Source organism: Pseudomonas sp. URIL14HWK12:I12, from assembly GCF_003097135.1.
GTDB lineage: Bacteria > Pseudomonadota > Gammaproteobacteria > Pseudomonadales > Pseudomonadaceae > Aquipseudomonas.
The window spans coordinates 620,690-643,849 of record NZ_QEQL01000001.1; the positions used below are offsets into that span (position 1 = coordinate 620,690).

At 63.0% G+C, this 23,160-nt stretch carries 22 protein-coding genes; 11 read left to right on the top strand and 11 right to left on the bottom strand.

Going from position 1 to position 23,160, the window contains the following annotated elements; all coding sequences use genetic code 11:
• Positions 1 to 367: 367 nt before the first annotated feature.
• Positions 368 to 2,968, top strand: coding sequence for a bifunctional aconitate hydratase 2/2-methylisocitrate dehydratase (gene acnB, locus F474_RS02960; RefSeq protein WP_097084021.1), 2,601 nt, complete (start codon positions 368 to 370; stop codon positions 2,966 to 2,968).
• 60 nt (positions 2,969 to 3,028) lie between these two features.
• Here the strand turns inward: acnB and ahpF are convergent, their stop codons facing one another.
• Positions 3,029 to 4,579 carry an alkyl hydroperoxide reductase subunit F gene (gene ahpF, locus F474_RS02965; RefSeq protein WP_097084020.1) on the bottom strand — a complete coding sequence of 517 codons (1,551 nt, stop codon included), beginning with the start codon at positions 4,577 to 4,579 and terminating at the stop codon, positions 3,029 to 3,031.
• 116 nt (positions 4,580 to 4,695) lie between these two features.
• Entirely contained in the window at positions 4,696 to 5,259 is a 564-nt protein-coding gene (gene ahpC / locus F474_RS02970) for an alkyl hydroperoxide reductase subunit C (protein WP_097084019.1), read from the bottom strand.
• Positions 5,260 to 5,604: 345 nt separating this feature from the next.
• On the opposite strand from ahpC, the gene F474_RS02975 reads away from it, so the two are divergent.
• Both F474_RS02975 and F474_RS02980 read left to right on the top strand, forming a co-directional pair.
• Positions 5,605 to 5,961: a helix-turn-helix domain-containing protein gene (locus F474_RS02975; protein ID WP_097084018.1), complete on the top strand. Its 357-nt coding sequence runs from the start codon at positions 5,605 to 5,607 to the stop codon at positions 5,959 to 5,961.
• Positions 5,891 to 6,526, top strand: coding sequence for a response regulator transcription factor (locus tag F474_RS02980; protein WP_097084017.1), 636 nt, complete (start codon positions 5,891 to 5,893; stop codon positions 6,524 to 6,526). The genes F474_RS02975 and F474_RS02980 overlap by 71 nt, the downstream gene beginning before the upstream one ends.
• A gap of 4 nt (positions 6,527 to 6,530) precedes the next feature.
• Here F474_RS02980 and gorA read toward each other — a convergent pair whose 3' ends face one another.
• The 3 genes from gorA to F474_RS02995 form a co-directional block, all read right to left on the bottom strand.
• The gene (gorA, locus tag F474_RS02985; RefSeq protein ID WP_097084016.1) at positions 6,531 to 7,889 is read right to left on the bottom strand and encodes a glutathione-disulfide reductase; all 1,359 of its coding nucleotides are present in this window, start codon (positions 7,887 to 7,889) and stop codon (positions 6,531 to 6,533) included.
• A 69-nt stretch (positions 7,890 to 7,958) separates the two neighbouring features.
• Positions 7,959 to 8,795: a UTP--glucose-1-phosphate uridylyltransferase GalU gene (gene galU, locus F474_RS02990; RefSeq protein WP_097084015.1), complete on the bottom strand. Its 837-nt coding sequence runs from the start codon at positions 8,793 to 8,795 to the stop codon at positions 7,959 to 7,961.
• A gap of 142 nt (positions 8,796 to 8,937) precedes the next feature.
• A complete protein-coding gene (locus F474_RS02995) occupies positions 8,938 to 9,291 on the bottom strand; it encodes a hypothetical protein (protein ID WP_097084294.1) in 354 nt (117 codons plus the stop codon).
• A gap of 140 nt (positions 9,292 to 9,431) precedes the next feature.
• Between F474_RS02995 and F474_RS03000 the strand changes: the two genes are divergently transcribed.
• The 3 genes from F474_RS03000 (at position 9,432) to F474_RS03005 (ending at position 10,322) form a co-directional block, all read left to right on the top strand.
• The gene (locus F474_RS03000; RefSeq protein WP_097084014.1) at positions 9,432 to 9,737 is read left to right on the top strand and encodes a DUF1883 domain-containing protein; all 306 of its coding nucleotides are present in this window, start codon (positions 9,432 to 9,434) and stop codon (positions 9,735 to 9,737) included.
• A 12-nt stretch (positions 9,738 to 9,749) separates the two neighbouring features.
• Positions 9,750 to 9,914, top strand: coding sequence for a hypothetical protein (locus F474_RS22620; protein WP_097084013.1), 165 nt, complete (start codon positions 9,750 to 9,752; stop codon positions 9,912 to 9,914).
• A 147-nt stretch (positions 9,915 to 10,061) separates the two neighbouring features.
• Positions 10,062 to 10,322 (top strand): DUF1652 domain-containing protein, encoded by a 261-nt coding sequence (locus F474_RS03005; protein ID WP_097084012.1) that lies wholly within the window; start codon positions 10,062 to 10,064, stop codon positions 10,320 to 10,322.
• On the opposite strand, the gene F474_RS03010 is transcribed toward F474_RS03005, so the two are convergent.
• From F474_RS03010 to F474_RS03025, 4 genes are all read right to left on the bottom strand, one after another.
• Positions 10,305 to 12,659, bottom strand: a complete 2,355-nt coding sequence (locus F474_RS03010) for a UvrD-helicase domain-containing protein (protein WP_165830258.1) — start codon at positions 12,657 to 12,659, stop codon at positions 10,305 to 10,307. The two genes, F474_RS03005 and F474_RS03010, sit on opposite strands and share 18 nt — an antisense overlap.
• Before the next feature lie 104 nt (positions 12,660 to 12,763).
• Positions 12,764 to 14,404: a phosphoglucomutase (alpha-D-glucose-1,6-bisphosphate-dependent) gene (pgm, locus tag F474_RS03015; protein WP_097084010.1), complete on the bottom strand. Its 1,641-nt coding sequence runs from the start codon at positions 14,402 to 14,404 to the stop codon at positions 12,764 to 12,766.
• Positions 14,405 to 14,481: 77 nt separating this feature from the next.
• Positions 14,482 to 16,785: an ATP-dependent DNA helicase gene (locus tag F474_RS03020; RefSeq protein ID WP_097084009.1), complete on the bottom strand. Its 2,304-nt coding sequence runs from the start codon at positions 16,783 to 16,785 to the stop codon at positions 14,482 to 14,484.
• Entirely contained in the window at positions 16,782 to 18,428 is a 1,647-nt protein-coding gene (locus tag F474_RS03025) for a VRR-NUC domain-containing protein (RefSeq protein ID WP_097084008.1), read from the bottom strand. Before F474_RS03025 ends, F474_RS03020 begins: the two co-directional genes overlap by 4 nt.
• Before the next feature lie 132 nt (positions 18,429 to 18,560).
• Here F474_RS03025 and F474_RS03030 point away from each other — a divergent pair, with 132 nt between their 5' ends.
• Positions 18,561 to 19,223 (top strand): HAD family phosphatase, encoded by a 663-nt coding sequence (locus tag F474_RS03030; protein WP_097084007.1) that lies wholly within the window; start codon positions 18,561 to 18,563, stop codon positions 19,221 to 19,223.
• On the opposite strand, the gene F474_RS03035 is transcribed toward F474_RS03030, so the two are convergent.
• A complete protein-coding gene (locus F474_RS03035) occupies positions 19,214 to 20,044 on the bottom strand; it encodes an undecaprenyl-diphosphate phosphatase (protein WP_097084006.1) in 831 nt (276 codons plus the stop codon). The genes F474_RS03030 and F474_RS03035 overlap by 10 nt on opposite strands.
• A gap of 262 nt (positions 20,045 to 20,306) precedes the next feature.
• Here F474_RS03035 and pnuC point away from each other — a divergent pair, with 262 nt between their 5' ends.
• The 4 genes from pnuC (at position 20,307) to F474_RS03055 (ending at position 22,610) form a co-directional block, all read left to right on the top strand.
• Complete coding sequence (gene pnuC, locus F474_RS03040; RefSeq protein ID WP_097084005.1) at positions 20,307 to 20,870, top strand: nicotinamide riboside transporter PnuC; 564 nt, start codon at positions 20,307 to 20,309, stop codon at positions 20,868 to 20,870.
• Complete coding sequence (locus F474_RS03045) at positions 20,867 to 21,391, top strand: AAA family ATPase (RefSeq protein ID WP_097084004.1); 525 nt, start codon at positions 20,867 to 20,869, stop codon at positions 21,389 to 21,391. Before pnuC ends, F474_RS03045 begins: the two co-directional genes overlap by 4 nt.
• 205 nt (positions 21,392 to 21,596) lie before the next feature.
• Positions 21,597 to 21,860: a hypothetical protein gene (locus F474_RS03050; protein WP_097084003.1), complete on the top strand. Its 264-nt coding sequence runs from the start codon at positions 21,597 to 21,599 to the stop codon at positions 21,858 to 21,860.
• A 60-nt stretch (positions 21,861 to 21,920) separates the two neighbouring features.
• Positions 21,921 to 22,610 carry a DUF421 domain-containing protein gene (locus F474_RS03055; RefSeq protein ID WP_097084002.1) on the top strand — a complete coding sequence of 230 codons (690 nt, stop codon included), beginning with the start codon at positions 21,921 to 21,923 and terminating at the stop codon, positions 22,608 to 22,610.
• Here F474_RS03055 and F474_RS03060 read toward each other — a convergent pair.
• Entirely contained in the window at positions 22,607 to 23,158 is a 552-nt protein-coding gene (locus tag F474_RS03060; protein ID WP_097084293.1) for a VWA domain-containing protein, read from the bottom strand. The two genes, F474_RS03055 and F474_RS03060, sit on opposite strands and share 4 nt — an antisense overlap.
• Positions 23,159 to 23,160: the final 2 nt, after the last annotated feature.

Here is a 23,160-nt window from a genome sequence, read left to right on the forward strand (position 1 = left end):
GCCCTATGTCTAACGAGTTTCACCCTCGGGCTTGTAGGGCCAAACTTACTTTCGGCGCAAAATTGCCGTAGAATCCTACCGCCCCAGGCATGCGGCATAGCGCCGCATCCTCGGGCGACTATATCCGTTGGAAGCTGTTTTCAAAGCGTCACGAGCACAGTCGATCCTCGCAACGGTGTGGCACCGGGGCCTTCCCCTAGTGCCAGCCCTCATCAGCTCAACCGTTGCGCGGCGTAAAACTTTGAAAGCAGCTTCTGTATGGAGTGCCGGAACCCTGGCCAAGCGGCTCATGAAGCCGTGGCGCGCACGGGAGCGGTATTTCACTGGATGAGCGTCCCGTGCCGGGACCACTGATGAGGGTATTACTGTGCTTGAAGCCTACCGCAAACACGTCGAAGAGCGGGCCGCGCAGGGGATCGTTCCCCAGCCGTTGAACGCCGAACAAACCGCAGGCCTGGTCGAGCTGCTGAAAAACCCGCCCGCTGGCGAAGAAGCCTTCCTCGTTGACCTGATCACGAACCGCGTACCCCCAGGGGTCGACGAAGCCGCCTACGTCAAGGCAGGCTTTCTCTCCGCGCTCGCCAAGGGCGAAGCCAAATCCCCGCTGATCGACGCCAAGCGCGCTACCGAACTGCTGGGCACCATGCAGGGCGGCTACAACATCGCGACCCTGGTCGAGCTGCTGGACGATGCCCAGCTGGCCAACGTTGCAGCCGAACAGCTCAAGCACACTCTGCTGATGTTCGATGCCTTCCACGACGTCGCTGAAAAAGCCAAGGCCGGCAATGCCGCCGCCAAGGCCGTGATCGAATCCTGGGCGGCCGGCGAGTGGTTCACCAAGCGCGCACCGATTGCCGAAAAGTACAGCCTGACCGTGTTCAAGGTCACCGGTGAGACCAACACCGACGATCTTTCCCCAGCACCCGACGCCTGGTCGCGCCCAGACATCCCGCTGCACGCCCTGGCCATGCTGAAAATGGCCCGCGACGGCATCGAGCCCGAGCAACAAGGCGCCATCGGCCCGCTGAAACAATACGAAGCGCTGCGCGCCAAGGGCTTCCCGGTAGCCTATGTAGGCGACGTGGTCGGCACTGGATCCTCGCGCAAGTCGGCCACCAACTCCGTGCTGTGGTTCTTCGGCGACGACATCCCGTATGTGCCTAACAAGCGCGCCGGTGGTTTCTGCTTCGGCAGCAAGATCGCTCCGATTTTCTACAACACCATGGAAGACGCCGGCGCCCTGCCGATCGAGTTCGACGTGTCGAACATCGAAATGGGCGACGTGATCGACGTTTATCCTTACGCCGGCAAAGTGTGCAAGCACGGCACCGACGAAGTGATCACCACCTTCGAACTCAAAACCAACGTGCTGCTGGACGAGGTGCGCGCCGGTGGCCGTATCCCGCTGATCGTCGGCCGTGGCCTGACCGAAAAAGCCCGTGCCGAACTCGGCCTGGGCGCTTCGGACCTGTTCAAGAAACCCGAGCAGCCCGTAGACACCGGCAAGGGCTACACCCTCGCCCAGAAAATGGTCGGCAAGGCCTGTGGCGTGGCAGGCGTGCGCCCTGGCACCTACTGCGAACCGAAGATGACCACCGTCGGTTCCCAGGACACCACCGGCCCAATGACCCGCGACGAGCTCAAAGACCTCGCCTGCCTGGGCTTTTCTGCCGACCTCGTGATGCAGTCTTTCTGCCACACCGCAGCCTATCCCAAGCCGATCGACGTCAAGACCCATCACACCCTGCCGGATTTCATCCGCACCCGTGGTGGCGTGTCGCTGCGTCCAGGCGACGGCATCATCCACAGCTGGCTGAACCGCATGCTGCTGCCTGATACCGTTGGTACCGGCGGCGACTCGCACACCCGCTTCCCGATCGGTATCTCCTTCCCCGCCGGCTCCGGCCTGGTTGCCTTTGCCGCAGCCACCGGCGTAATGCCGCTGGACATGCCCGAGTCGGTACTGGTGCGCTTCAAAGGCAAGCTGCAACCGGGCATCACCCTGCGTGACCTGGTCCATGCCATCCCCTACTTCGCCATCCAGAAGGGCCTGCTCACCGTCGAGAAGAAAGGCAAGAAGAACATCTTCTCCGGCCGCATCCTCGAGATCGAAGGCCTGGACGAGCTGACCGTCGAGCAAGCGTTCGAGCTTTCCGACGCCTCCGCAGAGCGCTCTGCCGCCGGCTGCACCATCAAGCTGCCCGAGAAGCCGATCGCCGAATACCTGCAGTCGAACATCACCCTGCTGCGCTGGATGATCAGCGAAGGCTATGGCGACGCCCGCACCCTGGAGCGCCGCGCCAAGGCCATGGAAGAGTGGATCGCCAACCCGCAGCTGATGAGCGCCGACCCCGACGCCGAATACGCCGAGATCATCGAGATCGATCTGGCCACGGTGACCGAGCCGGTACTGTGTGCACCGAACGACCCGGACGACGCACGCCTGCTCTCGAGCGTTCAGGGTGAGAAGATCGACGAAGTGTTCATCGGTTCGTGCATGACCAACATCGGCCACTTCCGCGCCGCCGGCAAGCTGCTGGAGAAGGTCAAAGGTTCGATTCCGACGCGCCTGTGGCTGTCGCCGCCAACCAAGATGGACCAGCACCAGCTGACCGAGGAAGGCTACTACGGCATCTACGGCAAGGCCGGTGCGCGCATGGAAATGCCGGGCTGCTCGCTGTGCATGGGTAACCAGGCACGGGTGGCCTCCAACTCCACGGTGGTGTCTACCTCCACTCGTAACTTCCCCAACCGCTTGGGCGACGGGGCCAACGTGTACCTCGCTTCGGCGGAGTTGGCGGCAGTCGCGTCGATCCTCGGCAAATTGCCGACGGTCGAGGAGTACATGACCTACGCGCAAAACATCGACTCCATGGCGGCCGATGTCTATCGCTACCTGTCGTTCGATCAGATGGCCAGCTTCCGCGAAGCAGCGGCCAACGCGAAGATCCCAGTGGTCGAAGCGTAAAAAAAAGAAACCCCGCCTCTGGCGGGGTTTCTTTTGTCTACACGCTACAAGCTTTTGCCTTCAAGCCCTGATGAGGTGGTCGAACGCGGCCAGCGATGCTTTGGCGCCCTCGCCCATGGCGATGATGATCTGCTTGTACGGCGCAGTGGTCACATCACCTGCAGCGAAGATGCCCGGCAGGTCGGTTTCACCGCGTGCATCGACCATCACTTCACCCCGCTGCGACAGCTCGATGGTGCCTTTGAGCCAATCACTGTTGGGCAGCAGCCCGATCTGCACGAAAATCCCTTCCAGCTCGACGTGACGGCTCTCGCCCGTCTGGCGATCCTTGTAGGTAAGGCCGTTGACCTTCTGACCATCGCCGGTCACTTCGGTGGTGAGGGCCTCGGTAATCACAGTCACGTTCGGCAGGCTGTTCAGCTTGCGCTGCAGCACCGCATCGGCTCTGAGTTTGCTGTCAAATTCGAGCAGGGTCACATGGCTGACGATACCGGCCAGGTCGATTGCAGCTTCGACCCCGGAGTTACCGCCACCCACTACCGCCACGCGCTTGCCTTTGAACAACGGGCCGTCGCAATGCGGGCAGTAGGCCACGCCACGATTGCGGTACTGCTGCTCACCGGGCACGTTCATTTCGCGCCAACGAGCACCCGTGGCGATGATCAGGGCCTTGGCCTTGAGCGACGCGCCGCCGGCGAAACGTACTTCGTGAGGCGCCCCGTCGCGACCCGGTATCAACTGCTCGGCACGCTGCAGGTTCATGATATCCACGTCGTATTGCTTGACGTGCTCTTCCAAGGCCATGGCGAGCTTCGGCCCTTCGGTTTCCTTGACCGAGATGAAGTTCTCGATGGCCAGGGTGTCGAGCACCTGCCCACCGAAGCGCTCGGCGGCGACCCCGGTGCGGATACCTTTACGTGCGGCATAAACGGCGGCAGCCGCACCGGCAGGGCCACCACCGATCACCAGAACGTCGAAAGCGGCCTTGGCGTTGAGCTTCTGCGCTTCACGAGCCGCCGCACCGGTATCGAGCTTGGCGACGATTTCCTCAAGCCCCATGCGGCCCTGGCCGAACGGCTCACCATTGAGGTACACACTGGGCACCGCCATCACCTGGCGCTGATCGACTTCGGCCTGGAACAACGCACCGTCAATGGCCACGTGGCGAACGCGCGGGTTGATCACCGCCATCAGGTTGAGCGCTTGCACTACGTCCGGGCAATTCTGGCAGGACAGCGAGAAATAGGTTTCAAACCGGTAGTCACCGTCCAGCGCGGCAACCTGTTCCAGCACATCCTGGCTGGCCTTGGACGGGTGGCCGCCGACTTGCAGCAGCGCCAGAACCAGCGAGGTGAATTCATGGCCCATCGGGATGCCGGCGAAACGCAGGCTAATGTCGCCCCCGGGGCGATTGATCGAAAAAGAGGGCTTGCGTGCATCCTGGCCGTCGTCGCGCACTGTGATCAGCTGCGAGAGCGCTTGGATATCATGCAGAAGCCCGAGCAGTTCCCGGGACTTGGCGCCGTCGTCGAGGCTGGCGACGATCTCGATCGGCTGGGTAACTCGCTCAAGGTAGGTCTTCAGTTGGGTTTTAAGCGTAGCGTCGAGCATGGCGGTGAGCCTTTCAGGAATGCGGAAACGAAAACGCCCAGGCGCAAGCGCCCGGGCGTCCAGATGGGCGAGGTACCGCTATAGCAGAAGGTCGATCTTCGCCCGGTATTGCATGGTCAGATCTTGCCGACCAGGTCCAGCGATGGGGCCAGGGTGGCCTCGCCTTCTTTCCACTTGGCCGGGCACACTTCGCCTGGGTGGGCGGCGACGTACTGGGCAGCCTTGACCTTGCGCAGCAGTTCAGAGGCGTCACGGCCAACGCCGCCGTCATTGATCTCGACGATCTTGATCTGGCCTTCGGGGTTGATCACGAAGGTGCCGCGGTCAGCCAGGCCTGCTTCTTCGATCAATACATCGAAATTGCGCGAAATCACCTGAGTGGGGTCGCCGATCAGGGGGTACTGAATCTTGGCGATGGTCTCGGAGGTGTCATGCCAGGCCTTGTGGGTGAAGTGGGTGTCAGTCGACACACCGTAGATTTCTACGCCCAGCGCTTGGAATTCTTCGTAACGATCGGCCAGATCACCCAGTTCAGTCGGGCAAACAAAGGTGAAATCGGCAGGGTAGAAGAACACGACCGACCATTTGCCTTTGAGGTCCGCATCGCTCACATCGACGAACTTGCCGTTGTGGTAGGCGGTCGCTTTGAAGGGTTTGACTTGGCTGTTGATCAGAGGCATCGGTGAGGCTCCTTTGAGGTTTGCAGTGTGATCTGCGATTCGATGGAAAGTATGCTAGCTATTGATTCGGCCTAAAGCTCATTGCCAATGCATATCCAACTAATTGGTTTTGGCTATCGGCCATTCCAGGGGCGTGTATGAACATTTTCAGGCCCGCAAGGCGCGCCAATCCCACATCGGCAAGCGCTACCCAGCTGATTTTTCTTACGTTTTATTCAGAGACCTCCTACCCCGCCGCGTCACTCAACACGATACGCTGCCTAGCCTGTCAGCTTTGACAGGTTCCCCTGCCAATAGCAGTCGCTATAACCGACGCACACGCTTAACCGATGCGAAGGGAAGACCATGGGACGCGCGAAGCCTGACAACATTCAGAACGCCGCTGGTGTGTTCGACGCACTCACCCCAAAGGAGCAGGAAGTACTGAACTGGTGTTGCCAAGGGAAAACCGCTGCCGATATCGCCATGCTCATGCACTGTTCGGTATCGACGATCAATTTCCACACACATAACCTGCACGTCAAGTTCGGGCTCAACTCCACGACCCATATCGCGGTGATTGTTGCCAGCCTGGGACTGGTGACTATCACGATACCGGCGCACCTGCGGTCGGTGACAGAGAGCTTCGACCATGACAATCCACATCCTTCTTGCCGACGACCACCCTGCTTCACTCGCTGGGGCCTCGGTAATTCTCAATAACGCTGCCAGGGGGCGCTTGCAGGTGGCGGCCTATGCCGACAGCACCGACGCAATGTTTCTGGCCCTGATGCAGCGCTCGTTCGACCTGCTGGTGACAGACTTCTTCATGCCGGGCGGCCACCAGCCCGACGGCCTACCAATGCTGGCCACTCTTCGAGAGCACTGGCCATCCCTACCGATCGTAGTCCTTACCTCGTTACGCGAGCCTTGCGCCCTGGGAAGCATTCTTGGGCTTGGGGTCAAGGGGCTGGTTAGCAAGCGGGCCGAGCCCGGCGAGCTCGCACGGGCAGCCAGCCAGGCAGCAGCAGGCCGCACCTGCCTGTGCAGCGACGTACAGCGCATCATGGAGCAGCGCTACACCCACAAAGGCGCATGGGCCCGTGAAGCAACCACGGCGCTAACCGAGCGGGAGCAACAGGTGCTGGAGGCTTCCCGAGGGGGGCTGAGCGCGCGCAAGATCGCCGAACAGATGCAGCGCAGCGAACGCAGTGTGCAACGTCAGCGCCGCCGGGCAATGGAAAAGCTCGGCTTGCAGGCTGATGCCGAGCTCTGCCACCGCCCCTGACCCCTCAGTCTCGTGTCTGGCTGCGCAACGTCACGAACTCTTCCGCGGAGCTGGGGTGCACGCCAATCGTTTCATCGAAGACCTGCTTGGTGGCCCCAGCCTTGATCGCCACGGCCAACCCCTGAATGATCTCGCCAGCTTCGGGGCCTACCATATGGCAACCGAGTACGCGATCGGTCTGCGCATCGACGACCAATTTCATCAAGATACGCTCGGGGTCATTGGTCAGCGTCAGCTTCATGGGCCGGAAGGTGGTTTCGAAGATCCTGAGCGAATGCCCCTGCTCACGCGCCTGCTCTTCGGTCAAGCCAACAGTGCCGATGGGTGGCTGGCTGAATACCGCGGTAGGGATATGCCGGTAATCCACGGGGCGGTATTCGTCGGGCTTGTACAACCGGCGAGCAACGGCCATGCCTTCGGCGGTGGCCACCGGTGTCAACTGCACGCGGCCGATCACATCGCCCAGGGCCAGGATCGACGGCTCACGCGTCTGGTAATCCTCGTTGACTTCGATATAGCCGCGTTCATCCAGGCTCACCTGGGTGTTTTCCAGCCCCAGCCCGTCTAGGCAGGGCTTGCGCCCGGTGGCGTAGAGCACGCAGTCGGCCACCAGCGTCTGCCCCCCCTTGCACGTCAGCAACAAGCTGCCATCAGCCTGCTTGTCGATGCGCTCCACGTCGGTATTGAAGCGCAAGCCCATACCCTTGTGCTTGAGCTGGTCACGCAGGTGCTCACGGACAGTGCCATCGAAGCCGCGTAGAAACAGATCCCCCCGGTAAATGAGTGTGGTTTCAGCGCCCATCCCCTGAAAGATCCCGGCGAACTCGACAGCGATATAGCCGCCGCCAACTACCACCACACGCTGGGGCAAGCGCTCCAGAAAAAACGCCTCATTGGAGGAGATTGCATGCTCACGCCCCGGGATATCCGGAATATGCGGCCAGCCCCCGGTTGCGATCAGGATGCGCTCGGCGCTGATCCGCTGGCCAGCGACCTCGACCTGATGGGCGTCGACCAGCCGTGCGTGGCCATGGTGGAGGGCCACGCCTGCCCCGGTCAGCAGCTTCTCGTAGATCCCGTTGAGGCGCTCGATTTCCCGGTTTTTGTTGGCAATCAGCGTTGCCCATTCGAACGACGGCTCGCCCACCGACCAGCCATAGGCACCTGCATGGGCCAGGTCTTCACCATAATGCGCGCCATACACCAGCAACTTCTTGGGCACGCAGCCCACATTCACGCACGTACCGCCAAGGTAGCGGCTTTCGGCAATCGCCACCCGCGCGCCGAACCCTGCAGCAAAACGCGCCGCTCGCACGCCGCCCGAGCCAGCACCTATCACAAACAGATCGACATCGTATGCCATGCATATTCCCCAAATGAAAACGCCGCTATCGGGTCACGATAGCGGCGTGGTCAGAAGGCAGCCCGGTGATCAGAGCTGGCCTTGCTTGTAAAAGTTTTCGAAGCAGTAGTTGGTCGCGTCGATATAGCCTTCAGCGCTACCGCAATCGAAACGCTGGCCTTTGAATTTGTAGGCAAGTACGCAACCGTCCTTGGCCTGTTTCATCAGCGCGTCGGTGATCTGGATTTCGCCGCCCTTACCTGGCTCGGTCTCTTCGATCAACTTGAAGATGTCCGGGGTAAGGATGTACCGGCCGATGATCGCCAAATTCGACGGCGCGTCTTCAGCCTTGGGCTTTTCGACCATGTTGTTCACACGGAAGATATCATCGCGAATGGTCTCACCGGCGATCACGCCGTACTTGTGAATTTCTTCCCGTGGTACTTCCTGAACCGCAACGATGGAGCACCGGAACTGGTTGTAGAGCTTGACCATCTGCTGCAACACGCTGTCGCCTTCGGGGTTGACGCACAGGTCATCAGCGAGGACTACAGCGAAGGGCTCGTCACCGATCAGGGGGCGGCCGCTCAGAATGGCATGCCCCAAGCCTTTCATTTCCACCTGGCGGGTGTAGGAGAAGGTGCACTCATCGATCAGCTTGCGAATCCCGACCAGGTACTTTTCCTTGTCGGTGTTACGGATCTGGGTTTCCAGCTCATAGCTGATGTCGAAGTGGTCTTCCAGGGCACGTTTACCGCGGCCGGTGACGATGGCGATGCCATTGAGGCCTGCTTGCAGAGCTTCCTCGACGCCGTACTGGATCAGCGGCTTGTTGACCACCGGCAGCATTTCCTTGGGCATGGCCTTGGTCGCTGGCAAAAAGCGGGTGCCGTAACCGGCTGCCGGGAACAAGCATTTCTTGATCATGAAGTGTCCTTAATTCAAGGGCGGGCCTACGTATTCGGCGCAGTCTAATCAGGCCCGATAAACGTTACAATGGGGCACGCGTGGCGCGCGCACTGCGACAATAGAAAAACCCTGCAACCATTTAGTTCCGCAGCAGCAAACCTTAACCGGAAATGCAGGCCGTGGCAGCGTTGCGAACGTCGTGAAAACGAACCGGCAGGTTCGAAAGCCGTTCATGCACTTTGATCGAACTGCCCCCGGAGCGGTCCTCGACCAGCACGACCGCCGCCGGGCCCGAGCCGAACTTCTGCGGCACGATCACACGGTAACCGCTCTTGTGCGGTTCGATGGTCAGCGGAGCGCGACTGCTCGAAAGCCGCTGCGCGAGGCAGGCCGAATAGTCCTTGGGGGTCTTGCCGGAGATCACGTCCATGGTCTCGTGGGTCTGCTCAAGGTCCGAAACACTGGCACAACCACCTAACATCAACGCCGCCAGGGCGAGCCATACAGCCTTCATCGACACCATGCCTCCACTCGGTCAAAAAGGCTTCGACCGGGCGGCCGGTCATTTGTTCAGGTTCTGTGGGGCAGCGCAGGGCTGGTAACGCTGTGATACAGTGCTTGCCTTGGCAATACTCCCGCCTTTTCGGAGCCTTCATGAAATTCGTACACCAGCGCGAGCACCTCAACGAAGACGACCTCGTCGTGATCGAATGCTCACAGCGCTGCAATATTCGCCTGATGAACGACGCCAACTTCCGCGCCTTTCGCAATGGCGGCCGCCACACCTACCACGGCGGCGCCTTCGACAAATTCCCCGCACGCATCACTGTGCCTAGCAGCGGCTTCTGGAACATCACCCTTGATACCTCGGGCCCGCGCGTCAAAGATCGCCCACTCAAGAACACGGCGTTCAAGCACAGCATCAAGATCGTGCGCCGCTCTCATTCCTCCTATAGCTGACAGGGCCATCTTGTGACCAAATACGTCATCCACTACACCCTGAAGGGTGAGCGCCGCTGGGATTTCGCCCACTTGCAAAGCGGGAGCCTGGGCGAGGCAGAGGCCGCGTTGATTGCCCTGCACGGAAAGGAAGAGCGCGCCAACATCGCCGATATCCGCGTGACCCGCGCCCTCTGAAGCGTCAAGCCCAAGGTCTACTGTCGTTGACCCGCATCAATAGGCCTCCCCTGAACAGGGGGGGGCTGAACGAAATAACACGTTTTTGCCCCCCGCAGCTGCTACCTTTTAAAGCCTGACGCAGGCTTTCCCCGCGAGGTGGCCACAATGAACAAAATGACCTTCCCCAATGCCTGCCAGGTCATGCGCTGGCATTTCCACCCGGTGGGCCTGGAGGCGACCATGGACGCCCCGGGAAGCTTGGTCGCCCGGCTGTTCGACCGCCAAACTGGGCAAACGCTATTGGCGATTGCCGGCATTCCCTGCGCTACGGTCATGAATGCCAGCGATGTGGAGCTGATCATAGAGGCCATCGAGGCTGAACTCGATGCCTTCGTGCCGCCGGAACGCCTACGCGCCTGTGGCTGAAGACTCCAGCCCCCGCGAATCAACGAACAGGCCTTTGCTTCCAGCTACTCGCGACGAAGCCTTGGCCAGCACCGCCTGCCCACCCGGCTCGATGAACCAATAGCAGTGCTGCCGAGCACGAGTAATCGCCACATACGCCAACCGGTAGGCCTCTTCGGCCTGGGCAGCGTCGTAGGGTTGCTCGGCGCCAGCCGGGCCGAAGCCCGCCAACCGATACACCGCATTGCGCCACTGCCCCCCGCCCTGATAGGTGCAATCGCCCATCAGGCATACTGCGTCGGCTTCCAGCCCCTTGGCGGCGTGGTAGGTCATCAATCGCAATCGCTCCGGTTTACCGCTGGCTTTGCACCGCTCCAGCACCGGCTTGAGCAGCTTTTCGAGTTCGGGTTTATCCATGGCTCGCCGGTATAACACCAGCACCGTTTCATCCGCCTCGATATGCGCCTGAACCTTGGCCAGCAGCGACGCATCGTCGCGAGCCAGCACCTGTACCGGCGCCACCGGCCGCTCACCCACGGCCCTGGCCTTCTTGCCTTTGAGGCTGGGCGTGGCCTTGACCACCCATTCTGCGGCATCGATCACGCCCTGCTGGCAACGATAGTTGTCGCGTAGCATCACTCGCGCGTGCGCACTGGCCTGAAACACCTGCTCGAAGTCCAGAAAAAAGCTCGGGCTGCTCCCACGCCAGCCATAGATCGATTGCCAGTCATCCCCTACGCATAGCAGTGAGCCGCGGGCCAGCCCACGCCGCTCACGCTCCGCCAGCACCGCTTTAAGCCAGGCCACGAGCAACGCGGAGACGTCCTGGAACTCATCCACCAGCAGGTGCCGGAACACGTCGATCGCCGGGTCCTCGATACCGTCGAAGCCCTGGGAAATGAAATGGCTGAAGATGTGGTTGTAAGGCATCACCGGGGGTGAAGCCTGCCGCCAGCGTGCGGTGCAAGCCGGCCAGAAACGCGCCAGTGCCTGAAAGAACGCTGCGTCTGCGCCCTGCTCTGCAAGCCCCGCCCGAGCGATTGCATCTGCCACGTCCAGGCCCAGGCTCTCGATGAAGCTGGCCACCTGATAGAACAGCTCGAGCAGTGGCTGGGCTCGGTGCTCGCCCACCAGCCGATATTCAAGCCCCGGCCCTCGCCCGGCATCGCCGGCCATGCGCTTGGCCAGGGCCTGGCCCTCACTGTAGCTACCGAGCCAGATCACCGGCTGGTCGCAAAACGCCTGAAACAAGGTGCGCTTGACCGCGACTTCCGCAGCCAGCGGCAACTCGCCCTGCGCCCGGCGAAGGTCGCGGCTTTCTCGAGGGTCTACGCCGAGCACCACCCAGGCTTGGGCGCCGGCGTGCCAGCCGTGCACATGAAAGGCATGGCCGCGCAGCTGCAGCGCCGAAGTGGCCGCCTCTACACCTGGCAATGGCCAGGCACCAGCAGCCTGCCACAGCGCCCGCACTTGTTCGGTCAACGCGCTGTCGCGCTGCGCGGCCAGGCCCATCACCGTCGCCCGGGTACGCACGTCCGGATGGTCGCGCCCAAGACGCTCCAGTTGCAGTGCCTGCCGCCGCAGCGTATCGATGCTTTCAGCAAAGTGCGCATCACCCTGGAGCAACGCGCTGTAGGCCTGCCCAAGCAGGTCTCGCTGCTGGTTGTTCAACGCGAGTGCGAACGGCGGTTGGTCAGGGTCGCCGGCGCCGCCCTGCCCCAGCGCCTCGAACGCCTTGAGGCCGGCCAGAGCCGGCTGGGCCTGCGCCCAACCCAAGGCCCGGGAGTGAAAGGTGCGAACTCGGTCACGCGCTTGGCGCTCGCTCAGGGTGCGGCCCCACAGTGCAAAGGTTTCTATCAGGCGAGCGATGAAATCCTTGCGCGATTCCCGGGTGAAGGTCACTACGCTGACCTGCTCCAGTGGCACGGCAAGGTACTCCACCAGCAACACCACGCGCAGCACCAGCGATGCCGACTTGCCTGCACCGGCACCTGCCACCACGCACGTAGCTGGGGCGTCGCTGAAAATCATCTTCCATTGCGCCGCATTAGGCTGGCGATGCTCACCCAACAAGCGCTGCACATCGGCCTTCATGCGCCGGCGCAAGGCAGCGTCAATGGGTAGAGCGCCTTCGGGTTGGTCCGTGGGAGCGGCCGCAGGTGAAGCCTTGCGTGGCTTGGCGGGCACAGGGGCCGGCCGGGCCGCCTTGGCGGTAGGCCGGGCCTGCTGTTTGATATTCGACGTTGGCGCAGCGGGCGCACCATCGTAAACGGACGTAAGCTCGCGCAGCTCGCGCACATAAGCCTTCAGGCGTTTAAGCCACGGCTGGCGCGCAGGCTCCTTGGAACGGGTTGGCACGCTACCTCCTGCCTCGGGGCGATGGGCAGGCATCTTCGCGTGATTTGTCGAGAAGGTCCAGCAAGCCCTTGATGCGCCGCGCGATGCGCGGCGCATCTCCAAGCTTAGGCGATAGCGCTGTTGACCAGTGCCTGGGCTTCCTGCACCAGGCGCTTGAGATGGTCCTCACCTTTGAAGCTTTCAGCGTAGATCTTGTAGATATCCTCGGTGCCCGATGGGCGGGCGGCGAACCAGCCATTGGCCGTGGTTACCTTCAGCCCACCAATGGCCTGATCGTTGCCCGGCGCGCGGCTCAGGACCGCCTCGATCGGCTCACCCGCCAGCTCCTTGGAACTGACCTGCTCCGGCGACAGCTTGGCGAGCGCGGCCTTCTGCTTCGCATCGGCCTTGGCATCGACCCGTGTGGCGAACGGCTCGCCCAGCTCGGCGGCCAGGCCTTGGTAGCGCTCGTAGGGGTTCTTGCCAGTCACTGCAGTCATCTCCGCGGCCAGCAACGACGGGATCAGCCCGTCCTTGTCGGTGCACCAGACGCTGCCGTCGCGGCGCAGGAAGGAAGCGCCCGCGCTCTCCTCGCCACCGAAGCCCAAGCTGCCGTCGTAAAGCCCTTGGGCAAAGTATTTAAAGCCCACCGGCACCTCGAACAGCGTGCGCCCCAGGCGCGCGGTGACGCGATCGATCAGCCCGCTGCTGACCACCGTCTTGCCTACCGCCGCGTTCGCGCGCCACTGCGGGCGATGGGTGTAGAGGTAGTCGATCATCACGGCCAGGTAATTGTTCGGCGCAAGCAAGCCCCCCGCGGCCGTCACGATGCCATGGCGGTCGTGGTCAGGGTCACAGGCAAAGGCCACGTCGAAGCGATCCTTGAGCGCCAACAGCCCTTGCATGGCATCGCGCGAGGAGGGGTCCATGCGAATTTGCCCGTCCCAGTCCAGGGTCATGAAACGGAAGGTGGGGTCGACGCTGCGGTTGACCACTTCAAGGTCAAGCTTGTAGTGCTCGGCAATGGCGGCCCAGTAGCGCACACCCGCGCCCCCGAGCGGGTCGACGCCCAGGCGCAGGCCGGCACTGCGGATGGCATCGATATCGACCACGTTGGCCAGGTCACGCACATAGTGGTTGAGGTAGTCGTGCCTGTGCGTGGTTTCGGCCTTCAGAGCCTGTTCCCACGGCATGCGTTTGACAGCCTTCAGCCCCCCTTCGAACAGCTCGTTGGCCTTGTTCTCTATCCATTTGGTGACGTCGCTGTCTGCAGGGCCGCCGTTGGTGGGGTTGTACTTGAAGCCGCCACTTTGAGGCGGGTTGTGCGACGGCGTGATCACTACGCCATCAGCCAGGTGCGCCTGGCGCCCGCGGTTGTAGCACAGGATCGCGTGGGACAACGCCGGGGTGGGCGTGTACTCGTCGTGCCCGGCGAGCATTACCTGCACGCCATTGGCGGCGAAGACCTCCAGCGCAGTGATGCCGGCGGGCGTAGACAGCGCGTGAGTATCGATGCCCAAAAACAGCGGGCCGTCGATGCCTTGGGCCTGGCGGTACAGGCAAATGGCCTGGCTGATCGCAAGCACCTGGGCTTCGTTGAAGCTGTTGTCGAACGAACTGCCACGGTGCCCGGAGGTGCCGAATGCCACACGATGGGCCGGGTTGGCCGGGTCGGGCCGGCCGCTGTAGTAGGCACTGACCAAACGGGGAATATCGACCAGCAGCTCGGCAGGGGCCGGCTGGCCGGCCAGGGAATTATGCGTCATGCAAACCTCGGGAGGCGGTGGGGCTGTGAAAGGGGCGCAGTGTAATGGCCCTTTGACCGGCTGACGATGCCCGTGGTTCAGCCCAGCAGCGGTAAGGTCTGCCCGTACTCCCCCGGTAGCGCCGGCGGGCAGGGCTCGGCCCGGGGCCACCAGCGTGGCAATAGCGCCTGCACCTGAGGTTGGGCGAAGCGATCGTCGATCAGCACCACCACGCCCTGATCGCCCTCGTCGCGGATCACTCGGCCAGCGGCCTGCACCACCTTGTGTAGGCCCGGGTACAGGTAGGCGTAGTCATAACCGGCCCCGTAGCGTTGTTGGAGGTGCTGGCGAAGCTGCTCGTTGACCGGGTTCAGCTGTGCAAGCCCCAGGGTCGCGATGAACGCGCCGATCAGGCGCCCACCGGGTAAATCGATACCTTCGCCGAAAGCACCGCCGAGCACGGCGAAACCTATGCCCTGCCCGCCTTCGACAAAGCGCCCGACAAACGCCTCCCGCTCAGGCTCGCCCATGCGAGGTGCCTGCGCCCACACCGGCACGCCAGGCGCTTCGGCACGCAACGCAACCAGTGCCTGCTCCAGGTACTGATAGCTGCTGAAAAACGCCAGGTAATTACCGGGCTGGCGCCGATACTGCCCGGCAAGCACCTGCGCCAGGGCCGCCATCGAGCCTTCCCGGTGCTGGTAGCGAGTGGACACGTGCCCGGCCAGGCGCACCTGCAGCTGGTGCGCGGCGAACGGGGATGGCACATCCAGCCAGGCGCAGTCGGCGGGCAGCCCCAGCAGGTCTAGAAAATAGCGCGCAGGGCTCAGGGTGGCGGAAAACAACACCGCGCTGTGCGCGGCCTGCAGGCGGGGGGCCAGTGCCTGCGCGGGTATCAGGTTACGCAGGCACAGCCGCGAGCGACGCTGGCGGCCGAGGCTGTAAAGGTGACTGTCGAAAATGTGGCCCTGGCCAAAGCGCTCGGCGATGCGCTGCACCTGTAGCGCATCGAAATAGAACTCGAGCCACGGCCCTTGCAACCCTTGGGGGTTTTCGTTGAGGCACGTATTGAGCGCGCCAATGCAGCCCTGCAGCGCAGCGAGCCACGCCGCGGGCGGTGTAGGCGAGGCCTGGTAAGGCGCGCTTTGCTCGGCGTTCAGTGCATTCCAGGCCCGCCACAGCCGCTGCAACGGGCCAGCCAGGCCCGGCAGGGGCGCCTTGCGCAGTGGCGCAAGGCGTTGCTGGTCGAGCTCAGCGCTATACATGCCGCGGGCGCGGTCCACCAAGTTGTGCGCCTCGTCCACCAGCAGCGTGGCACGCCAGCCCAATTGCAGGGCCAAACCGTGTAACCAGGCGCTGACGTCGAACCAGTAGTTGTAGTCGCCGACCAAGGCATCGGCCCAGCGGGCCATTTCTTGCGACAGGTAATAGGGGCACACCTGATGGCGCAGGGCAATTTCACGCAACGCCGGGCGATCGAGCCAGCCGGCCTCGGCAGCTTGGGCACGGGCCGCCGGCAAGCGGTCGTAGAAACCACGGGCCAGCGGGCAGGCCTCGCCATGGCAGGCAGTGCCCGGGTACTCGCAGGCCTTGTCGCGCGCTACCAGCTCCAGCACCCGCAGAGGGGCGGCCGGTGTGCGCAGGCGCGCCAGGGCATCGAGGGCCAGGCGCCGCCCTGGGGTCTTGGCCGTCAGAAACAGCAGCACATCCAACTGCTGCGCCGCCATGGCCTTGAGCGCCGGGAACACAGTGCCCAGGGTTTTGCCGATCCCAGTCGGCGCTTGCGCCAGCAGGCAACGGCCGGTGCTGGCGGCCTTGTACACCGTTTCGGCAAGCTCCCGTTGGCCGGGGCGCCACTTCGCGAGCGGAAACGCCAGGTGCTTCAACCCCCTGTCGCGTGCCTCGCGCCAGGCCTGCTCTTGCTCGGCCCATTGGATGTAACGCTGGCACAACTGCTCAAAGACCTGCTGCAGCGCAGGTGCCAGGTGGCGCTCCTCGAAACGCGTTTGCTTGCCGCTGTCGACGTCCAGATACACCAGCGCCACGGTCAGCTCGCTGAAGCCTCGCTGCTGACAGATCAGCCAGCCATAAACCTTCGCCTGGGCCCAATGCAATGCCCGCACGTTCGCCGCCTGGCGCGTGAGGTCGCCGCGATGGGTTTTGACTTCTTCCAGGCAATGGCGGGCGGCATCGAAACCATCGGCGCGGCCACGCACCAGCAGCTCGCCGTACTGCCCCTCCAGTGCCACTTCGCTTTCGTACTGCGCCCCCCTGCCCGCCGCCACCTGCTGATGCCCAACGATGCCCTCGAGCGCACTGGGCGCGGGGGTGAAGCGCAGGTCCAGGTCGCCGGCTCGCGCGCCAAACTCGCACAAGCCGCGCACCGCGACCCGGTAGCTCATGCTGCAGCCTCAGCCTGCCAGGTGACGTGGCACACCTGAAGCGGCATCCCTTGTTCGGCGCAAAACGCAGCCCAGCGCAGCTGGTTATCTTGCAAGCGATCACCCGGGCCCTTGACTTCCACCATCCGGTAGCGACGCTCGGCTGGCCAGAACTGAATCAGGTCTGGCATGCCGGTGCGGTTGGCGGCGATGTCCTGAAGCAGGCGCTCGAAACAGCAGCGCAAGTGCTGGGCCGGGATGCAAGCCAGGGCCAGCTCCAGCAGTGCCGGGCTCAACGCGCCCCAATACACGAACGGCGTCGACAGCCCGTATTTTTCCTCGAAGCGCGCCAGGATGGTTGCGCGATAACGGCCGTCATCGAGCTCAGCGAGGCAGGCATCGAACAGTGCCTGGCGACGGGCGTAGAAATCGGGCTGGTTCAGGTCGGCCGGGCCGTGCTGGAACCGATGGAAAAAAGCACCCGGTAATGGGGCGAAGATCGCCGGCCAGCACAACAGCCCGAACAAAGAATTGAACAGGGCGTTTTCCAGGTAGAGCACCGGGGCGTCGTCGGTCTCCAGGGCCTGGCCGACGGCCCTTTCGACACTGGCCGAGGGCGGCAAGGCCAAATGCAGTAATTCTGGCTTGGCCGGTGGCTTGCGGCGGGGGCCGGGCCGGCCCAAACCCCGCAGCAGCCGGGGCAGCATGCGTGGCAAGGCTTGGGCTTCGGCAGCGTTGCGCGGCGCTGCGTGCGCCTGTTCCCAGAGCGCCAGCGCTTCAACGAAGCGCCCTGCCACCTCCAAGACCCGCAACAGCCGCCAACGCGCCTGGGGCCAGTGGCACTGGCGGTATAGCCGCTCAGCCTGCTCGCTCAACCCCTGCCGCTCGGCCGCCTGGCCCATCAGGAACAGCAACTTCTGGCGGCGGCCATCGAGCCAGGCATTGCAGGTGCTCACCGCAGCCACCTCGGCCTCCAATGCATCAAGCGGCTCGCCGGCATCGAGCTGCTCACGCAGCGCATGCAACGCCAGGGCTACCTCGATATCTTCTCGGCACGCAAGCGCGCGCGATTCCGGCGCCAGCGCCACGGTTTCGAAGCGGTGCAGGCCCAGGTCTACCAGCACGAACTGCGACCAGTCCTGATGCAAGTTGCCAAAAAACATCAACCGCAGCCGCTCGCACAGGGCCTTCACGCGCAAGCTGTACAAGGGCCCGAGCGCCTGGCACCACTGCTCGAAGGGTTGCGCTTGCGGGTAGCGCGCTTGTAGCCAGGCCAGTTGCTCAGGCTTGCGCCAGGCTGCCTTGAGCCCCTCGGCCTGGAAGCGCTGGGCAAGCTCCGGCTTGGTCAGTTGCGTGCAGAGCTCGGCGGCGCTCAGTGGCTGGCGTGTGCACAGCCAGCCAAGCGCCAGTAGAGGCTGGGCGGCGCTCGCCGGGCAGCCGATTTCCGGGTAGGCCAGCCGGCTGTGGCGAAAATGCTCGCCCTTGCGCATCACCAGGCGTACCAGCAGCGCCTGAGAGGGCTGGGGCAGCGCGCCGAAAACCTCGATAAAGGCCTGTTCAGGGGCATCGAGCAGGTCGGCGTAGCGCTCGGCCAACCAGGCCAGCGCTGTACGGAAGTTGACCAGGTAATAGAAAGGGTCGTCGAGCGGGTTCACGTTGGGCATCCGGTTCACGCCGCTGTTTATACATACAGCTCATGCCTCGGGCAAGGCCGGGCTGACCGGTGGGCGGTTTGAGTGCGTGCCGCCTGGCTGCTACTCTCGGCGCCCTCTTTTGCCCCTTTTGGACCGCTGACCATGCTCGACGCGTTGCTGTTCGACCTTGATGGCACCCTTACCGACACCGACCATCTGCACTTGGTGGCCATCCAGCAATTATTGATGGAAGAGGACAACCGGCCCTTCAGCGAGCAAGAGTTCATGGCAAAGTGCAGCGGCAGGGCCAATGCGCAGCTGTGTGAACTGCTGTTTCCCGAGCGCAGCGTGGAGGAGCATCGGGCATTCGCCGATCGCAAAGAGGCCCGCTTTCGGGCATTGTCGACCCGGCTGGAGCCCATCCCCGGGTTATTGCGCCTGCTGGCATGGAGCGATGAGCGCCGCATCGGCCGGGCGGTGGTGACTAACGCTCCGCGCGCCAACGCCGATCACATGCTGGCGGCCATGGGCCTGGCCGAGCGTTTTGCCCATGTGGTGGTGGCCGAAGACCTTGCGCGAGCCAAGCCCGACCCACTGCCCTACCAGACCGGCTTGTTGAAGTTGAATGCGACTGCAGACCAGGGCATGGCGTTCGAGGACTCGATCCCGGGGTTGGCCGCAGCCAAGGGGGCAGGCCTTTACACCGTGGGCCTGGCCACCAGCCAGAGCGCGGAGTGCCTACTGGGCGCTGGCGCAGACCTGGCCATCGAGACGTTCGACGACCCGCGCCTGTGGGCCGAGCTGGAGCGCCGCGTTCAGGCCTGAGCGCTGCTCCAATCGACCCAGCCGAACACCCAAGTGGCCAGAATCAACGCGCCGAAGGCGATGCGGTACCAGGCGAACACCGCATAGCTGTGATTGGCGATGAACCGCAGCAGGCCACGCACGGCGATCATCGCAAAGATGAATGACACCACGAAACCCAGGGCGAAAACCGGCACGTCCGAGGCCTGGAACAGATGGCGGTATTTGAAACCGGAATAGAACGCGGCGCCGACCATGGTGGGCATGGCGAGGAAGAACGAGAACTCGGTGGCCGCTTGGCGCGAGAGCCCGAACAGCAGGCCACCGATGATGGTAGAGCCGGAGCGTGACGTGCCCGGGATCATCGCCAAACACTGGCAGCAGCCGATCTTCAGCGCGTCGGACCAGCGCATGGCGTCTACGTGCTCTACCCGCACCACGTGTTCGCGCTGCTCGGCCCAGAGCATGATCACGCCACCGATCACCAGCGCCAGCGCCACAGTGATCGGGTTGAACAGGTACTCTTGGATCTGGTCGGAAAACGCAACGCCCAGCACGACGGCGGGGAAGAACGCCAACATCAGGTTGAGGGTGAAGCGGCGCGCGCGCGGCTGGCTGGACAGCCCGCCGACAACGTCGAGGATCTTGCGGCGAAACTCCCAGACCACCGCCAGGATCGCGCCAAGCTGAATGATGATGTTGAACGCCTTGAAGCGTTCACCGCCGAAACTCAGCAGGTCGGCCACCACGATCTGGTGGCCGGTGCTGGAGATAGGCAGAAATTCGGTAAGCCCTTCGACGATGCCGAGAATGATCGATTGTGCTGCGGTCCAAACGTCCATCTTTCCCCCTGGTCAGCTTGCGCAGGCGCAAGCCTTGAATGGCGCACAATCTAAAGATGGCTGCCTGAAAAAAACGTGAAACTTTTCAACAGCTTCGTGGCGCAACCGATCACAGTGCTCGAACATTGCCGCGCGAGCATACCTGCCGTTGCGCAGTGTGTGGCGAAAATCATGTATCACGCCGGCATTGGCCATGCGCAGCTTCGGATATAGCGCACATGGGATTACAATTGCCCCTTTTCACTGCACGGAGTTGGCCCTGATGTCTGCCCTCGAATGGCTTGCGGTTGCGATCAGCGCGCTCTCGGTGTGGCTCACTGTGATCCGCACGCCTTGGTGCTGGCCTATTGGGCTGGTGGGGGTAGTGCTGTACGGGTGGCTGTTCTTTGGGGTGCGCCTGTATTCCGATGCCCTGCTCCAAGGCGTGTTCGCAGTACTGCAGCTCTATGGTTGGTGGCAGTGGACCCGTGGCGGGCAGCGCCACGACGGTCGGCAGGTCAGTTCATTGGGCCGGCATGGCCTACTGCTGGGGCTTGCTTGCGGCGCAGCAGGCGCGTTGGCCCTGGGCATGGTGATGGCCTCTTTCACCGATGCTGAGCAGCCCTGGCTCGATGCGGCTCTGGCAGCCTTCAGCCTGGTGGCTCAAGCCTGGATGGCACGCAAGTACCTGCAATGCTGGCCGCTCTGGCTTGCCATCGATGTGGTGTACGTCGGCCTGTATCTGGTCAAGGACCTGAACCTGACCGCCCTGCTCTACGCCGGTTTTGTCGTGCTGGCAGCCATGGGTTGGCGACAGTGGCGGGCCGACCCGGCGCTGGCACGATGAAAGTGGTTGTGCTCGCCGGGCCGGAATCGGCAGGCAAGAGCCGCCTGGCCGAAGCCCTGCACCGGCGCTTCGGCGGGGTGCGGGTGGACGAATACGTGCGCCGGTACTATGCACAGCTGGGCCGTGAAACGACCCTCGCCGACATCACGCCGATCGCCCAAGGCCAGTTGGCCGAGGAAGATGCAGCCCGAGCGCTGCACCCGCGCCTGTTGATCCTCGACACCCACCTGCTGAGCAACCGGCTATGGAGCCTGGTGTTGTTCGATCAGTGCCCGGCATGGATCGAACCTGCATTGCTGGCGCGCCATTACGACCTCACCTTGCTGCTGTCCCCCGAAGGCATGCCCTGGGTCGATGATGGCCAGCGCTGCCAGCCCGCGTTGGCAGACCGTGCAGCGTTCCACGCGGCAAGCCGACAATGGCTGGCCGAGCATCGGCAATGCTTTATCGAACTTGGCGGAAGCTGGCCGGAGCGCGAGGCTGCAGCGTTTGAATACGTGAGCAAGTCGCTGGGCGCCTGAAAGTTGCCGCTCATCTGCCCATTTGAATCTTTCCGTCATTCGGCCGTCACACCCGCCAAGCAGCCCAGCAAAAAACTTCATTATTTTTTGTTTGCACTGTGACTTGAGCGGGTAGTCCCGGCATCAACACCTTTAACAACCCGCCGGGTTGAAGACTAAAAACGCCACGGCCGCTGTTGCGGCGGCCAACAGAGAGCTGAACTCCATGAACGCTACGCTCCGTGTCAACGAAGCATTGCTGATCGCCAACCATGCTTTCCAACCCTTCCAGTGCGTCGCCTGGGCACCTGATACCAATGGCGAGCTGAGCCTTTCGGTCGTCGACCGCACCAGCACCCGCATTGGCCACGCCCGCATTCCCAACAGCACCTATACCAATCGCCGGGAATGGATGACCCTGATCGAGGAAGTGCGCGCCGAACTGTCTCACAGTGGCCATGCGCTGCAACCCTGGCAGAGGCCGCGCTGAACTAAACACGGGCCCATGCTGCCAATAAGAACGTGTTGTTCATTGAACTAACGGTGGTTCATGAGTGCGTTCGATTGGCATAGGCTATTGCTCGAAAAGACCACCCTCAACTTCTTGTGGGAAGTTGCAGCGCGTACGGCGCTGGCCTATGGGGTGGTCTTTGCATTTCTGAAGATTGCCGGGCGCCGAGGCGTGCGCCAGCTGTCGCTTTTCGAACTGGTGGTGATCCTCACGCTGGGTTCGGCAGCGGGGGACGTGACCTTCTACGAAGATGTACCCATTTTGCCAGTGGTGATGGTGTTCGTGACCATGACCCTGCTCTACCGCCTGACCACCTGGGCCACCGAGCGCAGCAGCCGCTTCGGCCAGTGGCTGCAGGGCAAGCCCATTCTGATCGTGCGTGACGGCCACTTCGATGCCGATTCCCTGGCGACGGGCAATGTGAGCCATGATGAGTTCCTCATGGAGCTACGCCTGCACGGCGCAGAGCACCTTGGCCAGATACGCCTGGCGTTTCTGGAGGTCAATGGCGACGTAAGCCTGTACTTCTATGAGCCTGAGCAGGTTCGCCCCGGGCTGTCCATTCTCCCCGCCGAGCACCGATCAATCGTCAGCCAGGCGCGTGAAACGGGCGTCTATGCCTGTGAGTGGTGCGGCGCGGTGCGACAGCTGCAGGCCTTGCAGCGGCACACCTGCGACGAATGTGGCCACAATCGCTGGAGTCAGGCGCTAGATCACCGCAAAGCCTAAAGCTGATCAATGTGCCAGCAAGTGGCGTCGAGCAGGCGAGCCAGCTGCTGCGCCCGGCCCAACCTGATGGATGTGCGCTCCAGATCGACCAACGCGGTATCGCAGCCCAAGGGGGCAACCCTGTCGAAATGCAAGCGGCCGTCGGTGAGCACCAGGCAATGCTGGCGCTCATGGGGGCGTTGCCGACGGCGCCTCGCCAGCCACGCCCGAGCGCTGGCCAGCGCTTCGACCAGCGGGCTGCCACCACCGGCGCCCAACTGGGCCAACCATGGCTGCAGCGCGAAGCTGGCCTTGAGCCCTTGCCTGGCCCACTGCGGGGCACGCCCGGCGGCTGTCATCACGGCAAGGTTCGCGCGCTGGCGGTACGCTTGGTCGAACACGGTCTGTAGCAAGCCCTTTGCGGCGCTCAAGGCGCCCTGCCGGCGTGTGGAGGCTGAGCTGTCGACAATGATCAGCCATAAGGCCGGGGGCGGCGCCAGCCGCTGCCGCCACTGCACCTGGTCAAGCTCCCTCGGCCGCCCCACGGCCAGGGTGGCCGGCCAATCGATGC

Excerpts from the sequence above, each read along its gene's own strand:
- pgm (WP_097084010.1), bottom strand. The coding sequence starts at position 14,404 with ATGACGCATAATTCCCTGGCCGGCCAGCCGGCCCCTGCCGAGCTGCTG.
- F474_RS02980 (WP_097084017.1), top strand. The coding sequence starts at position 5,891 with ATGACAATCCACATCCTTCTTGCCGACGACCACCCTGCTTCACTCGCT.
- galU (WP_097084015.1), bottom strand. The coding sequence starts at position 8,795 with ATGATCAAGAAATGCTTGTTCCCGGCAGCCGGTTACGGCACCCGCTTT.
- F474_RS03030 (WP_097084007.1), top strand. The coding sequence starts at position 18,561 with ATGCTCGACGCGTTGCTGTTCGACCTTGATGGCACCCTTACCGACACC.
- F474_RS03035 (WP_097084006.1), bottom strand. The coding sequence starts at position 20,044 with ATGGACGTTTGGACCGCAGCACAATCGATCATTCTCGGCATCGTCGAA.
- F474_RS03000 (WP_097084014.1), top strand. The coding sequence starts at position 9,432 with ATGAAATTCGTACACCAGCGCGAGCACCTCAACGAAGACGACCTCGTC.
- gorA (WP_097084016.1), bottom strand. The coding sequence starts at position 7,889 with ATGGCATACGATGTCGATCTGTTTGTGATAGGTGCTGGCTCGGGCGGC.
- ahpF (WP_097084020.1), bottom strand. The coding sequence starts at position 4,579 with ATGCTCGACGCTACGCTTAAAACCCAACTGAAGACCTACCTTGAGCGA.
- F474_RS03025 (WP_097084008.1), bottom strand. The coding sequence starts at position 18,428 with ATGCCCAACGTGAACCCGCTCGACGACCCTTTCTATTACCTGGTCAAC.
- F474_RS02995 (WP_097084294.1), bottom strand. The coding sequence starts at position 9,291 with ATGAAGGCTGTATGGCTCGCCCTGGCGGCGTTGATGTTAGGTGGTTGT.
- ahpC (WP_097084019.1), bottom strand. The coding sequence starts at position 5,259 with ATGCCTCTGATCAACAGCCAAGTCAAACCCTTCAAAGCGACCGCCTAC.
- pnuC (WP_097084005.1), top strand. The coding sequence starts at position 20,307 with ATGTCTGCCCTCGAATGGCTTGCGGTTGCGATCAGCGCGCTCTCGGTG.
- F474_RS02975 (WP_097084018.1), top strand. The coding sequence starts at position 5,605 with ATGGGACGCGCGAAGCCTGACAACATTCAGAACGCCGCTGGTGTGTTC.
- F474_RS03045 (WP_097084004.1), top strand. The coding sequence starts at position 20,867 with ATGAAAGTGGTTGTGCTCGCCGGGCCGGAATCGGCAGGCAAGAGCCGC.
- F474_RS03050 (WP_097084003.1), top strand. The coding sequence starts at position 21,597 with ATGAACGCTACGCTCCGTGTCAACGAAGCATTGCTGATCGCCAACCAT.
- F474_RS03020 (WP_097084009.1), bottom strand. The coding sequence starts at position 16,785 with ATGAGCTACCGGGTCGCGGTGCGCGGCTTGTGCGAGTTTGGCGCGCGA.
- F474_RS03055 (WP_097084002.1), top strand. The coding sequence starts at position 21,921 with ATGAGTGCGTTCGATTGGCATAGGCTATTGCTCGAAAAGACCACCCTC.
- F474_RS03005 (WP_097084012.1), top strand. The coding sequence starts at position 10,062 with ATGAACAAAATGACCTTCCCCAATGCCTGCCAGGTCATGCGCTGGCAT.